This is a genomic window from Streptomyces sp. NPDC097107, assembly GCF_044762405.1.
In the GTDB taxonomy this organism is placed as follows: Bacteria; Actinomycetota; Actinomycetes; order Streptomycetales; family Streptomycetaceae; genus Streptomyces; species Streptomyces thinghirensis.
Genome location: NZ_JBIWEF010000011.1, coordinates 62072 through 75384 on the forward strand (window position 1 = coordinate 62072; position 13313 = coordinate 75384).

16 protein-coding genes and 1 pseudogene are annotated in these 13313 nt (G+C 71.4%); 9 read left to right on the forward strand and 8 right to left on the reverse strand.

Annotated elements, in window-relative coordinates:
- Positions 1-4 precede the first annotated feature (4 nt).
- The 4 genes and pseudogenes from ACIQ1J_RS25475 to ACIQ1J_RS25490 form a co-directional block, all read right to left on the reverse strand.
- Entirely contained in the window at positions 5-412 is a 408-nt protein-coding gene (locus ACIQ1J_RS25475; RefSeq protein WP_403560336.1) for a hypothetical protein, read from the reverse strand.
- A 157-nt stretch (positions 413-569) separates the two neighbouring features.
- Complete coding sequence (locus ACIQ1J_RS25480; RefSeq protein WP_403560338.1) at positions 570-1184, reverse strand: hypothetical protein; 615 nt, start codon at positions 1182-1184, stop codon at positions 570-572.
- A gap of 306 nt (positions 1185-1490) precedes the next feature.
- A pseudogene (locus tag ACIQ1J_RS25485) lies at positions 1491-1931 on the reverse strand (hypothetical protein); the annotation flags it as partial.
- Positions 1932-2041: 110 nt separating this feature from the next.
- A complete protein-coding gene (locus tag ACIQ1J_RS25490; protein ID WP_403560666.1) occupies positions 2042-3607 on the reverse strand; it encodes a glycoside hydrolase family 20 protein in 1566 nt (521 codons plus the stop codon).
- Positions 3608-3870: 263 nt separating this feature from the next.
- Between ACIQ1J_RS25490 and ACIQ1J_RS25495 the strand changes: the two genes are divergently transcribed.
- The 5 genes from ACIQ1J_RS25495 to ACIQ1J_RS25515 all read left to right on the forward strand — a co-directional run bounded on the left by ACIQ1J_RS25495 (position 3871) and on the right by ACIQ1J_RS25515 (position 8070).
- Positions 3871-4467, forward strand: a complete 597-nt coding sequence (locus tag ACIQ1J_RS25495; RefSeq protein WP_403560340.1) for a 2-oxo-4-hydroxy-4-carboxy-5-ureidoimidazoline decarboxylase — start codon at positions 3871-3873, stop codon at positions 4465-4467.
- A gap of 181 nt (positions 4468-4648) precedes the next feature.
- The gene (gene sdhC, locus ACIQ1J_RS25500; RefSeq protein ID WP_210957810.1) at positions 4649-5029 is read left to right on the forward strand and encodes a succinate dehydrogenase, cytochrome b556 subunit; all 381 of its coding nucleotides are present in this window, start codon (positions 4649-4651) and stop codon (positions 5027-5029) included.
- Between the two features lie 5 nt (positions 5030-5034).
- Positions 5035-5523: a succinate dehydrogenase hydrophobic membrane anchor subunit gene (locus tag ACIQ1J_RS25505; protein WP_019330052.1), complete on the forward strand. Its 489-nt coding sequence runs from the start codon at positions 5035-5037 to the stop codon at positions 5521-5523.
- Positions 5524-5542: 19 nt separating this feature from the next.
- A complete protein-coding gene (sdhA, locus tag ACIQ1J_RS25510) occupies positions 5543-7297 on the forward strand; it encodes a succinate dehydrogenase flavoprotein subunit (RefSeq protein WP_403560343.1) in 1755 nt (584 codons plus the stop codon).
- Complete coding sequence (locus ACIQ1J_RS25515) at positions 7297-8070, forward strand: succinate dehydrogenase iron-sulfur subunit (protein ID WP_403560345.1); 774 nt, start codon at positions 7297-7299, stop codon at positions 8068-8070. Before sdhA ends, ACIQ1J_RS25515 begins: the two co-directional genes overlap by 1 nt.
- 88 nt (positions 8071-8158) lie before the next feature.
- On the opposite strand, the gene ACIQ1J_RS25520 is transcribed toward ACIQ1J_RS25515, so the two are convergent.
- From ACIQ1J_RS25520 to ACIQ1J_RS25530, 3 genes are all read right to left on the reverse strand, one after another.
- Positions 8159-8425, reverse strand: coding sequence for a TM2 domain-containing protein (locus ACIQ1J_RS25520; RefSeq protein WP_121748808.1), 267 nt, complete (start codon positions 8423-8425; stop codon positions 8159-8161).
- A gap of 230 nt (positions 8426-8655) precedes the next feature.
- The gene (locus tag ACIQ1J_RS25525) at positions 8656-9075 is read right to left on the reverse strand and encodes a DUF2752 domain-containing protein (RefSeq protein WP_403560347.1); all 420 of its coding nucleotides are present in this window, start codon (positions 9073-9075) and stop codon (positions 8656-8658) included.
- Complete coding sequence (locus tag ACIQ1J_RS25530) at positions 9068-9475, reverse strand: TM2 domain-containing protein (RefSeq protein WP_403560349.1); 408 nt, start codon at positions 9473-9475, stop codon at positions 9068-9070. Before ACIQ1J_RS25530 ends, ACIQ1J_RS25525 begins: the two co-directional genes overlap by 8 nt.
- A gap of 169 nt (positions 9476-9644) precedes the next feature.
- Here ACIQ1J_RS25530 and ACIQ1J_RS25535 point away from each other — a divergent pair, with 169 nt between their 5' ends.
- From ACIQ1J_RS25535 to ACIQ1J_RS25550, 4 genes are all read left to right on the forward strand, one after another.
- Complete coding sequence (locus ACIQ1J_RS25535) at positions 9645-10055, forward strand: VOC family protein (protein ID WP_403560351.1); 411 nt, start codon at positions 9645-9647, stop codon at positions 10053-10055.
- Between the two features lie 102 nt (positions 10056-10157).
- Complete coding sequence (locus ACIQ1J_RS25540) at positions 10158-10565, forward strand: hypothetical protein (protein ID WP_210957815.1); 408 nt, start codon at positions 10158-10160, stop codon at positions 10563-10565.
- Positions 10566-10569: 4 nt separating this feature from the next.
- Positions 10570-11055 (forward strand): thiol-disulfide oxidoreductase DCC family protein, encoded by a 486-nt coding sequence (locus ACIQ1J_RS25545; protein WP_403560353.1) that lies wholly within the window; start codon positions 10570-10572, stop codon positions 11053-11055.
- Positions 11056-11066: 11 nt separating this feature from the next.
- Positions 11067-11888, forward strand: coding sequence for a TetR/AcrR family transcriptional regulator (locus ACIQ1J_RS25550; RefSeq protein WP_403560355.1), 822 nt, complete (start codon positions 11067-11069; stop codon positions 11886-11888).
- Here ACIQ1J_RS25550 and ACIQ1J_RS25555 read toward each other — a convergent pair.
- Positions 11874-13307, reverse strand: coding sequence for a metallophosphoesterase (locus tag ACIQ1J_RS25555; protein WP_403560357.1), 1434 nt, complete (start codon positions 13305-13307; stop codon positions 11874-11876). The two genes, ACIQ1J_RS25550 and ACIQ1J_RS25555, sit on opposite strands and share 15 nt — an antisense overlap.
- Positions 13308-13313 lie beyond the last annotated feature (6 nt).

Here is a 13313-nt window from a genome sequence, read left to right on the forward strand (position 1 = left end):
TCCGTCACCCGGCCGTCGCCGCGTCCCGGCACAGCAGCCGGAGCGATCCGTCGCCGGCGAAGCAGCGGCGGGCCTCGTCGATCGGGTCCCACAGCCGGCCGTCGGGCGTGCGGACCCAGTGGTCTCCGCCGGTCGTCCACCATTCGCCCCCGGCCTGACGCACCATCACCTCCCCGGCGTAGGCGCCGAGTCCGCGCAGTGCGTTCTCCACCGCGGCGTACGGTGGTCCCTCGCGCCGGATGCCGTCGATCACGCGATCGACGCGCCACAGGCTCTGGGCCGAGTAGTCCAGGCGCAGCCGGGCACCCTCGCGCATCGTGGCCACCGCGTCCGCCGCCCACCGCACCGGTTTCGCGGCGGCCGACGGCCGGTTTTCCTGCTGGGTCGTCAATCCGCTGGTCACAGTCGTCACAACCGCTAGAGCGCCGCCGGACGGAGTTTCGTCACACGCGCGCCCCGGCCGTTCCGCAACCGGCGCAGGACCGCCCCACCTCCACCACGTCCACCGCACCGCCGCCGCGCGTTCCCCGCACGACCGTCACAGGCGGGCCCGGTGGCACGCCCTGTGGTCAGCCCCGTCCGCGCGCCCGGCGGGACACCACGGCGCGCAGCACCCGTCGCCCCTCCGTGGAGACCTCCAGAGCCCGGCGCAGCCCGGCCGGGCCGTGGCCGGCGAGCACTTCGAGGACGGTGACCTGACGGCGCAGTTCGGCGACGACGAGGGGCGACAGCCCTTCTGCGCGGTCCTGACCACGGCCCTGAGCACGGCCCTGGGTGCGGTCCTGGGTGCGGTCCTCCCCGCGGACGTCGGCTGCCTCGGTGGCGGCGTCCGTCGCGGGGTCGAGGAGCCGGTGGACGCGGAGCGAGGCGACGGAGCAGGCGTCGGCCCACGCCCGTATCGCGGCGCCGGAGCACTCGTCCGGCGCCGCGGCCAGCATCCGGCGGGCCAGGAGCACGGCCTCGTCCTCGCCCTCTGCGTCGGGACCGGCGAGCTTGTCGCGCACCCGCGCCAGCCCCCGCGCCCAGCCGGGCCCGTCGCCGGCGTCGTCGGCAAGGGTCGCCCACAGAGGTCTGAGGACCTCGTCGTCGCCGTCCAGCAGGGGGACGCAGCGGTCCAAACAAGCCAGTCCGCTCCCGGCGAGTCCGCGTGCGTCGGCCCGCGCGATCAGTTCCACCAGGCTCATCCGGTGCCTCCCTGTTTCTACCGCCTCGGCCCGCTCACCACCACGGAGCCCGCACTTTCCCTTACTGCGTGCGACGGCCCGGGAGTGTCACAGCGGCACCACGCCGAGCCGGTCGAGGAATCGGAAGAAGAGGTTTTCGGCCACCGGGCCGACCTCGGTGAGGGAGTCGGCACCGGAGCCGGCGCCAGGACCGGAGGCGGCGCCAGCATCGGCGCCGGGACCGGATCCGCGACCGGCGTCGGGACCGGCGCCGGGGTCGGGGGCGGCGCCCGGGTCGGGGGCGGCCCCGGGGTCGGGGGCGGCCCCGGGGTCGGCCGACAGTACCTCCGCCAACTCCCCGGCGCTCGCGGTGCGCCCGGCCTCCGCGGCCCAGGCCACGGCACGCTCGGCGGCGTCGCGGGGTTCCAGGAAGTAGTCCTCCAGGGTGAGCCCCTCCTTCTCCGCGCCGAGGTACCCGGCCATCGCGGACCGCGCCAGGCACGTCGTCCACGCCCCGCTCTCGGGCGCCGCCGCCTCCACGACCACGCAGTCGCTGTCCATGACGTATCCGAACAGCGCGGGCGCGCCGGTCTGCCCGGCCAGGTCGTTCATGTTGCCGACGTCCCCGTCGCCGCCAGGGAACTCCCACACCTGCCAGCCGTCCGGCGCGGACCGGCGCAGGGTCATGTCCGCGGCGCCCGGCAGCGCGTCCAGCTCCGCGAGCGGCCGCTCGGCGCGGCCCACGACGAAATACCCCCAGTAGCCCATGTCCCGGTCCCCCCGGCGTGTCGGTTCGGCTCGCCCAAAGACCACCACAGCCATACGGGAGTTCGCAGCCGTATCGGACAATCCGCGCGAGGCCCGGCGGGCGTGCGGAATCAGTCGAGCCGGTTCGCCAGCGACCTGAACTCGGCCCAGGACAGCTCGGGCTTGTCCGGGTCCCACAGCTTCTGGACCGTCGCCGCCAGCGGGATCCGGATGCCCTCGGCGACCTGCGTCTGCGTCTGGGCGCTGGGGATGTCGCCCCAGACCGCGAAGCTGCCGCCGAGTATCTGGTCGTCGTACTTCGCGTCGACCGCCGTGGTGCCGCGCAGGACGCGCGGGGTCCACTGCTCGTAGATGCGCTCGCCGGTCGGGTAGACGAAGGTCTGCGGCTCGCCGAGTACGTAGTAGAGGAACTCGTCGTTGTAGTTGAGGACGTCGCGGCCCTCGCCGAGGTACTCGGTCGGCTGGCGGGCGCCGATCTCCTTGCCGGTCCAGTAGGCGACCTTGATGTCCTTGAGGGGCTCGACGGACGTGTCCTTGAAGAAGCCGTCGTTCCAGGCGCGCGGCGTGCGGTCGTGCGCCATGACCGTCTTGGCGCGGTCGTTGAGCCAGCCGGTGGTGAGGTCGGCGACGGTGGCGCCGGAACCGTAGGCCTCGCGGGCGGCGGCGGCCAGGTCCGGGTAGGACGCCTCGGGGTCGGACACCACGAGCGCCTGGTACTCGTCGGCGCCCAGGTGGAACTGCGACCCGGGGAAGAGGTCGGCGTACTCGTTCAGCAGGTCGTCGACTATCTCGGCGGCCTCCGGCTTGGAGATGTCGATCGCGCCGCGCGTGGGCGTGCCCTGCGCGTTGCGCAGCTGGAGGTCGGGGTGGGCGGCGAGCACGGCGCCCAGGTGTCCGGGCGAGTCGATCTCGGGGACGACCGTGATGTGCCGGGACGCGGCGAGGTCGATGATCTCCTTGACCTCGGCCTTGGTCAGGTGGTCGCCGGAGACGATCTCGGGGTGCGAGTCGGACTCGATGCGGAAGGCCTGGTCGTCGGAGAAGTGCAGGCCCAGCTCGTTGAACTTCAGGTCGCCCAGCTCGCGTATCCGGTCCTTGATCCAGTCGGCGTCGTAGTGCTTGCGCGCGATGTCCAGGCTGAAGCCGCGCCGCGGTTTGGCCGGCTCGTCCTCCACGACGCCCTCCGGCGCGGCGCCGCCGCCGTCCACCGCCTGCTTCAGGGTGCGGGTGCCGTAGTAGACGCCGGCCTCGGCCGGCCCGGTGACGGTGACGCGGCCGTCGCGCACGGTCATGGTGTACGACTCGGAGTCCGCGCCCTTGTCCTCCTTGACGTCGAGGAGGACGTCCCCGGCGCGCTCGTCGTCCTTCTCCCCCGCATAGGTGAGCCCCAGCTCGCCGGCTATCAGACGCCCCTCGTCGGCCAGGGCGGCATCGGCGACGACGACGCGGTGCGCCTTCTCCGGCTGCCAGCCGGGGCCGCGGGCCGCGGTGTGTTCGCGTACGGCGGGTATGGTGCGCGGCTCCTTCGACAGCGCGTAGGAGCGGCTGGGGCTGGGCGCGGCCGCCTCCGGGGAGGACCGCGCGGCCGAGCCCCCGGGCCCGCCCCCGCCCTCTCCGTCGGTGGCCCACAGGCCGACTCCCACGCCGAGCGCGGCGACCACCGCGCCGGCGATCACGGCCCGCTGCCTCACCTGGTTCGCCGGCGTCCGGCGTCCGTGCTGGCTCACAGCGCCAACCTACGGCCGTGAGCTCCACCATGCGTCCACCACATGTTCTGAAACTCTCCCGTTCGGGTGAAATTCGGGCACTGTACGGACACGCGATGCCGTCACTCGATAACGTGACGCCGCACCTTTTGCACAATCCCCTGCCGACACACACGTGACGCCCACGAGGACCCACGCTGCCTGCGCACCGTCTCCCAGACCTCCCCGCCCGAGTGGCCATACCGGTACCGGTGCAAACCACCCGTGTCACACCGGTAACGGCCTCCGCTCTGGCGCGCTTCAACGCCGCGTCCGCCGACGAGGTCATCCGCACGCTCCTGACCTGCCTGAGCAGCCACCACTGGGCCCACCGCCTCGCCTCCCACCGGCCCTACCCGGACCTGCCGTCCCTGCTGGCCGCCGGGGACGAGGCGGCGTACGACCTCTCCCCGGACGACCTGACGGAGGCCCTGGCGGCAGAGGCGCTGCCACCCCTCCCCGAGGACACGTACGCAGCGGCCCACACGGCACTGAGTGCGGCGACCGCGGCCTACGAGCGCCGCTTCGGACACGCGTTCGTCATCTGTCTGAACGGCCTCCCCGCGAACGAGGCCCTGGACCACGCCCTCGCGGACATCCGGTCACGATTGGCAAACGATCCTGACGAGGAACGCGCAGTCGCGGCGGAGGAACTCCGGCACCTGGCAAGGAACAGGTTGACCGACGTCCTCCAGGGGCCCGGGGCCGCGACACCAGCGCCTCCGCCGCGCGGGCGCGACCAGCCACGCACTACCCACACCCGGCAAACCACCCAAACCCCCACCCCCTAGGCCGCCCCGCACGAACCCCACTGCTCCTTTGAGTGCAACTTTGATCACACAAGCAGGCCCCCCGTAAGCGCCGCAGGCAACCGTCGCTACGATGCTGGGGGCCGGTGGACCGTACCCGGCCGGGCCCGACCGACAAGGAAAGCCGGCGCGGCCCCAATCCCCGCTCCCGGAGGAAACTTCCGTGCCGGCTGGAACGCTGTACCGCGGCCGGGAAGGAATGTGGTCCTGGGTGGCTCATCGAGTCACCGGCGTCCTCATCTTCTTCTTCCTGTTCGTCCACGTGCTGGACACCGCTCTCGTCCGTGTGTCCCCCGAGGCCTACGACACCGTCGTGGCCACGTACAAGTCCCCGATCGTCGCGCTGCTGGAGTACGGCCTCGTCGCCGCCATCCTGTTCCACGCGCTCAACGGCCTGCGCGTCATCGCGGTCGACTTCTGGATCAAGGGCGCCCGCTACCAGAAGCAGATGCTCTGGATCGTCGTCGGCCTGTGGGTCGTGCTGATGATCGGGGCGATCTACCCCGTCCTCGGCCACGCCGCTCGTGAAGTGTTCGGGAGCTGACGCAGATGTCCACCACTGAAACCACCGCCTCCGGCATCGGCCCCGTCGAGGGCGCGGGCGCCTCCGTCTACACCGTGGACAACCCGGCGCCGCTGATCGAGCCGCCCCGCAAGCGGACCAAGAAGTCCCCGAAGTCCACGCGCGGCAACTTCGAGATGGCCGCCTGGCTCTTCATGCGCCTGTCCGGCGTCGTGCTGGTCGTCCTGGTCATCGGCCACCTGCTCATCCAGCTGGTGCTGGACGGCGGCGTCTCCAAGATCGGCTTCGCCTTCGTGGCCGGCCGCTGGGCCTCGCCGTTCTGGCAGGTCTGGGACCTGCTGATGCTGTGGCTGGCGATGCTGCACGGCGCGAACGGCCTGCGCACGGTCATCAACGACTACGCGGAGCGCCCGAACACCCGCCTGTGGCTCAAGGGCCTGCTCTACACCGCCACGGTGTTCACCATCCTGCTGGGCACGCTGGTGATCTTCACCTTCGACCCGAACATCCGCTAGGCACGGGGCTGCGAAAATCATGAAGGTACACAAGTACGACACCGTCATCGTCGGCGCCGGTGGCGCCGGCATGCGCGCGGCCATCGAGTCGACGAAGCGCAGCCGCACCGCCGTGCTGACGAAGCTCTACCCCACCCGCTCCCACACGGGCGCCGCGCAGGGCGGCATGGCCGCCGCGCTCGCCAACGTGGAGGAGGACAACTGGGAGTGGCACACCTTCGACACGGTCAAGGGCGGTGACTACCTGGTCGACCAGGACGCCGCCGAGATCCTGGCGAAGGAGGCCATCGACTCGGTCCTCGACCTGGAGAAGATGGGCCTGCCGTTCAACCGGACGCCGAACGGCACGATCGACCAGCGCCGCTTCGGCGGGCACTCCCGCAACCACGGCGAGGCGCCGGTCCGCCGCTCCTGCTACGCGGCCGACCGCACCGGTCACATGATCCTCCAGACGCTGTACCAGAACTGCGTCAAGGAGGGCGTGGAGTTCTTCAACGAGTTCTACGTCCTGGACCAGCTGATCACCGAGGTCGACGGCGTCAAGAAGTCGTCCGGTGTGGTCGCCTACGAGCTGGCCACCGGCGAGATCCACGTCTTCCAGGCGAAGTCCGTGATCTACGCGTCCGGCGGCACCGGAAAGTTCTTCAAGGTGACGTCGAACGCGCACACCCTGACCGGTGACGGCCAGGCGGCCGTGTACCGGCGCGGGCTGCCGCTGGAGGACATGGAGTTCTTCCAGTTCCACCCGACCGGCATCTGGCGCATGGGCATCCTGCTGACGGAGGGCGCCCGTGGTGAGGGCGGCATCCTCCGCAACAAGGACGGCGAGCGCTTCATGGAGAAGTACGCGCCGGTCATGAAGGACCTCGCCTCCCGCGACGTCGTCTCCCGCTCGATCTACACGGAGATCCGCGAGGGCCGCGGCTGCGGTCCCGAGGGCGACCACGTCTTCCTGGACCTCACCCACCTCCCGCCGGAGCAGCTGGACGCCAAGCTGCCCGACATCACGGAGTTCGCGCGGACCTACCTCGGCATCGAGCCCTACACGGACCCGATCCCGATCCAGCCCACCGCCCACTACGCGATGGGCGGCATCCCGACCAACGTCGAGGGTGAGGTCCTGCTGGACAACACCACCGTCGTCCCGGGCCTGTACGCGGCCGGCGAGGTCGCCTGCGTGTCCGTGCACGGCGCCAACCGCCTGGGCACCAACTCGCTGCTGGACATCAACGTCTTCGGCAAGCGGGCCGGCATCGCGGCGGCGGAGTACGCGCAGAAGGCGGACTACGTCGAGCTGCCGGAGAACCCGGAGTCACTGGTCGTCGAGCAGATCGAGCGGCTGCGCTCCTCCACCGGCACCGAGCGGGTGGCGACGCTCCGCCGCGAGCTGCAGGAGACCATGGACGCCAACGTCATGGTGTTCCGCACCGAGCAGACGATCAAGACGGCCGTCGAGAAGCTCGCCGAGCTGCGCGCCCGCTACAAGAACGTGTCGATCCAGGACAAGGGCCGGCGCTTCAACACCGACCTGCTGGAGGCCGTCGAGCTGGGCAACCTGCTCGACCTGGCCGAGGTCATGGCGGTGTCCGCGCTCGCCCGCAAGGAGTCGCGCGGCGGTCACTACCGCGAGGACTTCCCCAACCGCGACGACGTCAACTTCATGCGCCACACCATGGCGTACCGCGAGGTGGGCGACGACGGCACCGAGTCCATCCGGCTCGACTACAAGCCGGTCGTCCAGACCCGCTACCAGCCGATGGAGCGTAAGTACTGATGGCTACCCCTGTCATGGAGAAGAGCGACAAGGCCCCCGAGCCCGGCTTCGCCGACTCCCCGTACATCACGGTCACCTTCCGCGTCCGGCGGTTCAACCCGGAGGTCTCGGCCGAGGCGTCCTGGGAAGACTTCCAGCTGGAGATCGACCCGAAGGAGCGTGTCCTCGACGCGCTGCACAAGATCAAGTGGGACCTCGACGGAAGCCTCACCTTCCGCCGTTCCTGCGCGCACGGCATCTGCGGTTCCGACGCCATGCGGATCAACGGCAAGAACCGCCTTGCCTGCAAGACGCTGATCAAGGACATCAACCCCGAGAAGCCGATCACGGTCGAGGCCATCAAGGGCCTGACGGTCCTCAAGGACCTGGTCGTCGACATGGAGCCGTTCTTCCAGGCGTACCGGGACGTGATGCCCTTCCTGATCACGAAGGACACCAACGAGCCGACGCGTGAGCGCCTCCAGACGGCCGAGGACCGCGAGCGCTTCGACGACACGACGAAGTGCATCCTGTGCGCCGCCTGCACGTCCTCGTGCCCGGTGTTCTGGAACGACGGGCAGTACTTCGGCCCGGCGGCCATCGTCAACGCCCACCGCTTCATCTTCGACTCGCGCGACGAGGCCGGCGAGCAGCGGCTGGAGATCCTCAACGACCGCGACGGCGTCTGGCGCTGCCGCACGACCTTCAACTGCACGGACGCCTGCCCGCGCGGTATCGAGGTCACCAAGGCGATCGCGGAGGTGAAGCGGGCGCTGATCACGCGCCGCTTCTGACCCGCGCGCCGACGCGTACGACCGAGGGCCCCGATCGCATCGATGCGATCGGGGCCCTCGGTCGTCACCGCGAGGCCGTGAGGCGGCGTCAGCCGCGCAGCACGCGGCCCTCCTTGTCGGTGCGGTCGTTGCTGACCAGGAAGATGATGCCGTCGATCAGCGCCCAGAAGCCCAGGCCACCGCAGGTGAGCAGCTGGGCGACGCCGACGCCGACGGAACCGACGTAGAAGCGGCCGATGCCCAGGGTGCCCAGGAAGAGCTGGAGGATGCCGGCGACGATCTTCGACTTGTCGGAGTACGGGCGGCCCTGCGGGTCGAAGCCGTAGGGAGCGGCGGGGTTCGGGGGGACGGTCACGGTGGTGCTCCTGGGGAGATGCGAAACGGGCCGGGACGGATTGCCCGGGGGCCCAGGAAGGAGCGCCGCTGATCGCACACTGACCGTGCACGGCGGCCCACGACGCAACGGCGTGGCCGTCCCCCCTGTGCGTAGGGAGCATAGAGAGACTGGTGGGGCCGGTGGGAGTGGATTCGATCGAACGTTCCCATTCCGTGATCATTCGATCACCGCCCCGGCACCGGGGCGCCTCAGACCAGGTTGCGGACCACCGTCCAGGCCACCGCCGTCAGCAGGATCAGGGCCTGGGCCCAGGGGGCGATCCGGGGTGCGTAGAAGCGGCCGCGCAGGCCCTCCGCCGTCCAGCGGCCCCACAGCGCCAGGGCGAACGGCGCGGCGAGCAGCAAGGCGCGGTTGTCCAGCCAGGCGGCGGCGAAGTGACCGTGCATCAAGTCGTACGCCATGCGCGTGCCCCCGCAGGCCGGGCACAGCAGACCGGTGACGTACCGGAACGGGCACTGGGGCAGGAGGTGGCCCGGCTCGTGCGGGTCGGTGAACCACAGGTAGCCGGCGCCCGCGGCGCCCGCGACGAGCACCGCGAGGGGTGCCGCCGCGGGATGCCGGCGCAGGCGCCGCCCCTCGGACGGCGCCGGACGCGCGGCGTCAGCCACGCAGGATCCGCCCCTGGTCGTCCGTGCGGTCGTTGCTGACGAGGTACAAGATGCCGTCGATCAGCGCCCAGATGCCGAGCCCACCGCAGGTGAACAGCTGGGCCAGGCCGATGCCGACGGAACCGGTGTAGAAGCGACCGATGCCGAAGCTGCCGAGGAAGAGCTGGAATACGCCGGCGGTGATCTTCGACTTGTCGGAGTACGGGCGCCCGTAGGGGTCGTAGCCGTAGGGCGCGCCGGGGTCACCGGCGTAGTAACCGGGCGCCCGATAGCCGCCGGGGGGCTGCTGGTAGCCGCCCTGCGGGTAGCCGTAGGGGCCGGCCTGGCCGGCCGCGCCGGAACCCTGGTTGGGGTAGCCGTAACCGGGCGGCTGGGACGGCTGCTGCGGCTGCTCGCTCACGGTGGTGTCACTCCTGGAAGGTACGGGAAACTGCCGGTCATACTGTAGGACTCGGCGACCGAAGTGAAGTCGGGCCCCGGGAGCGGCCGTCCGCCCGGGCGAGTGACCCCGCCACCGCCCCGCCCGCCGGTTCCGTCCACTTCGCACCGCGCACACCTAATGTGACGTCATGTCAGATCATGAGTCGTACGAACTGCTCGGGTTCGACAACGTGCTGCTGCCCGTCGGGGACGTCGGTGCGGCCGTCGACTTCTACGAGCGGGCCGGCTTCCCGGTCGCCTTCCGGCTCGACGAGGCCGGCATCGCACTGCTGAAGGCCGGGGGCGAGACGCCGGGCATTCTGCTGCGGGCGGAGGAGGGGTTCGGGGAGCGGCCTCCGCCGTGGCCGTCCGCGCGGGTGTGGCTGGAGGTCGCGGACGCCCGCACGGCGGCCCGGGCACTGCGCGACGCCGGAGTGGCGCCGCTGGACGAACCCTTCTCCGTCGCCACCGGCTGGACCGTCGAGTTCGCCGACCCGTGGGGCAACGTCATCGGGCTCACGGACTACTCCAAGCGTCCGGAGTTGGGCCGCCGGCCGTAGCCGGGTGACGCGGACCACTCCCCCTGCGAGTTGAACACGTTCAAAAGCAGGTCTAGAGTCTCCCTCGTCAGCGTTTTGAACGCGTTCAAGAAGGGGTGGGGCATGGACCGCACCGTCATCGCCTACGTCATCTACCTGCTGGTCAGCATCGGCCTGACCATCTGGGTGGCCCGCACGCTCAGCCGCAACGGCCGGGTCTTCCTCGCCGACGTGCTGCACGGCAACGAGAAGCTCGCGGAAGCCGTCAACCACCTGCTGGTGGTCGGCTTCTACCTCGTCAACCTCGGCTTCGTCGCCCTCTATCTGAGCGGTGACGACACCATCGCCGACACCCGCGGGATCTTCGAGGCCCTGTCGACCAAGCTGGGCGTGGTGCTGCTGGTGCTCGGCGTGATGCACCTGGGCAACGTGTACGTGCTCAACCGGATCCGGCGGCGCGGGATGATGGAGCGCGAGCAGGTTCCGCCGGTCCCGCCGCAGGGCTGGGTGGCACCGACGGCCGGGGCCTAGGCCGATGGCGTCCGCTCCCACGACGGCCGGCGCCCCCGTGCGCCGGCTCACCGTCCTCTACGACGCCGAGTGCTCCCTGTGCACGCACGTACGGGACTGGCTGCTGCGGCAGCCGCGGCTGGTGCCGCTGGAGTTGGTCCCGGCCGGGTCGGAGGAGGCGCGCCGGCGGTTTCCCGGCCTCGATCACTCCGTCACCCTTGACGAGGTCACCGCCGTCGGGGACGCCGGGCAGGTCTTCCGGGGCGCCGCCGCCTGGATCGTCGTCCTGTGGGCGCTGCGCGAGCACCGCGCGCTCGCCCACCGGCTCAGCACGCCCACCGGGGCGTGGCTGGCCCGGGGGGCCGTCCTGGCCGCCGCCAAGTGGCGGGGCGGGCAGCGGCAATGGGGCGGCACCGGGTACCGCCGGGCCGATGGGTGGGCCTACGAACCGGGCCGCGGGTGGATCTACATCGAGCCCGGCTGCGACGACGGCACCTGCGCCACTCGTTAGGCTCTCGTCCTGTGCCCGCGAAGAACGACGGCCCCGACGACGGAGCCCCCCTCAGCAAGTCCGAGCAGACCCGCGCGCTGATCCTGGAGACGGCCATGCGGCTCTTCCAGGAACGCGGTTACGACCGGACGACCATGCGGGCCATCGCCCAGGAGGCCGGGGTCTCCGTCGGCAACGCGTACTACTACTTCGGCGGCAAGGAGCACCTGATCCAGGGCTTCTACGACCGGATCGCCGCCGCGCACCAGGCGGCGGTCCGGGAGGTCCTGGCCCGGGAGACCGACCTGGAGGCACGGCTGGCGGGCGTGCTGAAGGTCTGGCTGGACATCGCGGCCCCGTACCACGAGTTCGCGGTGCAGTTCTTCAAGAACGCGGCCGACCCGGACAGCCCCCTCAGCCCCTTCTCCCCGGAGTCGGAGCACGCGCGCGTGGAGGCCATCAGCGTCCACCGCTCGGTGCTGGCCGGCACGAAGACCAAGGTGCCCTCGGAGCTGCGGGACATCCTGCCCGAGCTGATGTGGCTCTCCCAGATGGGCCTCGTCCTGTACTGGATCTTCGACCGCACGGAGGGCCGCGAGCGGAGCTACCGCCTCGCCGAACGCGGTGCCCGGCTCACCGCGCGGGGTGTCGTCCTGGCCCGCTTCCGGGTGCTGCGCCCACTGGTGCGCGAGGTGCACGAGCTGTTCAGGGACTTCCTGCCCGGGATGACCAAGGCACTCCCGGACCCGGCGAAGAAGGCGGCGCCCTCCGGGGACACCTCTGGGGACACCCCCGGGAACACCCCTGGGGACGCCCCCGAGGACGACCCCAGGGAGGGCCTAGGCCCGCAGTGAGGCCAGTTCGATCACCGTGACGTCCGACTCCGCCCCCACGCGCGTGGGCGGGCCCCAGGCGCCCGCGCCGCGGCTGACGTAGAGCTGGGTGTCGCCGTAGCGTTCCAGGCCCGCGACGGTGGGGTTGGCGAGGCCTGCGATGAGGTTGCCGGGCCAGAGCTGGCCGCCGTGGGTGTGGCCGGAGAGCTGGAGGTCGACGCCGTGGTCGACGGCGTCGTGGATCTGCACCGGCTGGTGGGCGAGGAGCACGCACGCGCGGGCGCGGTCCCGGTCGCCGAGGGCCTTGGCGTAGTCGGGGCCCTGGCCCTCGTCCTCGCCCGCCACGTCGTTGACGCCGGCGAGGTCGAAGTGGGGCAGCTCGGTGCGGGCGTTCTCCAGCGGGAGCAGGCCGAGCCGCCGCACCTCGGCGACCCACTGCTCGGCGCCGGAGAAGTACTCGTGGTTGCCGGTGACGAAGTACGCGCCGTGCCGCGCCTTGAGCCGGGCCAGCGGGGCGGCCGCCGGGCCGAGGTCCTTCACGCTGCCGTCCACCAGGTCGCCGACGACGGCGATGAGGTCGGGCTGCGTGGAGTTGATCGTGTCGACGACCTTCTGCGCGAAGCCCCGGCCGAGCACCGGGCCGAGGTGGACGTCGCTGACCACGGCGATGCGGAAACCGTGCGCCGCGCGGGGGAGTTTGGCCAGCGGCACGGTGACCCGCTTCACGCTGGGGCCGTTCAGCACGCCGTACGTGCCGTGGCCGACCGTCCCTACGGCCGCCGCGGCGGCGGCACCGCCGAGGACGCGGGAGACGAAGAGGCGGCGGGAGGGGAGGGCGAGGGGGCTCTCGGGCGGACCGCCCGCCGTGACGCCGGACGGCGGCTTCTCGGGTGCCTTGGAGGGCTCGGGCTTCTCGGGTGCCTTGGAGGGCTCGGGCTTCTCGGGTGCCTTGGAGGGCTCGGGCGTCTCGGGTGCCTCGGGTGGCTCGGGTGCTGTCGCGGCCTCGGCCGTTTCCGCCGTCTTGGGCGGTGCCGTTCCGGCCGGTATGCGCCTCGTGTCCGCAGCGGGGGACCTCAGCGGCTCCGGTGCGGGCTCCGCTGCCGTCTGCCGCGCGGCCGCCCGCCGCGCCAGGAACCGCAGCAGCAGCGGCCGTACGACCTCGCCGGCCAGCACCGCCAGCAGCAGGTAGATCGACAGCGCCAGCCACAGGAAGCCCGGCCAGGCCAGGACCTGCTGGAGCCAGAAGGGGGCGCCCGCGCGCTCGGCGACCAGCGCGCCGACGGCCAGCGCCCAGCCCCCGGCGATCACCACCGCGCCGATACGGCGCACGGGACCGGGGCCCCGGGTCGTGTCACGGAACAGGCGCCGCCACACGTACCAGTTCGACGTCACGAGGACGCTCACCACTGCCAGCGCGACAAGCGCGAAGACGACCACCATGCCGTC

Bases quoted from the DNA above. Each gene is read 5' to 3' on its own strand.
- ACIQ1J_RS25480 (WP_403560338.1), bottom strand. From the start codon at position 1,184: ATGAGCCTGGTGGAACTGATCGCGCGGGCCGACGCACGCGGACTCGCC.
- ACIQ1J_RS25505 (WP_019330052.1), top strand. From the start codon at position 5,035: ATGTCCACCACTGAAACCACCGCCTCCGGCATCGGCCCCGTCGAGGGC.
- sdhA (WP_403560343.1), top strand. From the start codon at position 5,543: ATGAAGGTACACAAGTACGACACCGTCATCGTCGGCGCCGGTGGCGCC.
- ACIQ1J_RS25515 (WP_403560345.1), top strand. From the start codon at position 7,297: ATGGCTACCCCTGTCATGGAGAAGAGCGACAAGGCCCCCGAGCCCGGC.
- ACIQ1J_RS25535 (WP_403560351.1), top strand. From the start codon at position 9,645: ATGTCAGATCATGAGTCGTACGAACTGCTCGGGTTCGACAACGTGCTG.
- ACIQ1J_RS25540 (WP_210957815.1), top strand. From the start codon at position 10,158: ATGGACCGCACCGTCATCGCCTACGTCATCTACCTGCTGGTCAGCATC.
- ACIQ1J_RS25545 (WP_403560353.1), top strand. From the start codon at position 10,570: ATGGCGTCCGCTCCCACGACGGCCGGCGCCCCCGTGCGCCGGCTCACC.
- ACIQ1J_RS25555 (WP_403560357.1), bottom strand. From the start codon at position 13,307: ATGGTGGTCGTCTTCGCGCTTGTCGCGCTGGCAGTGGTGAGCGTCCTC.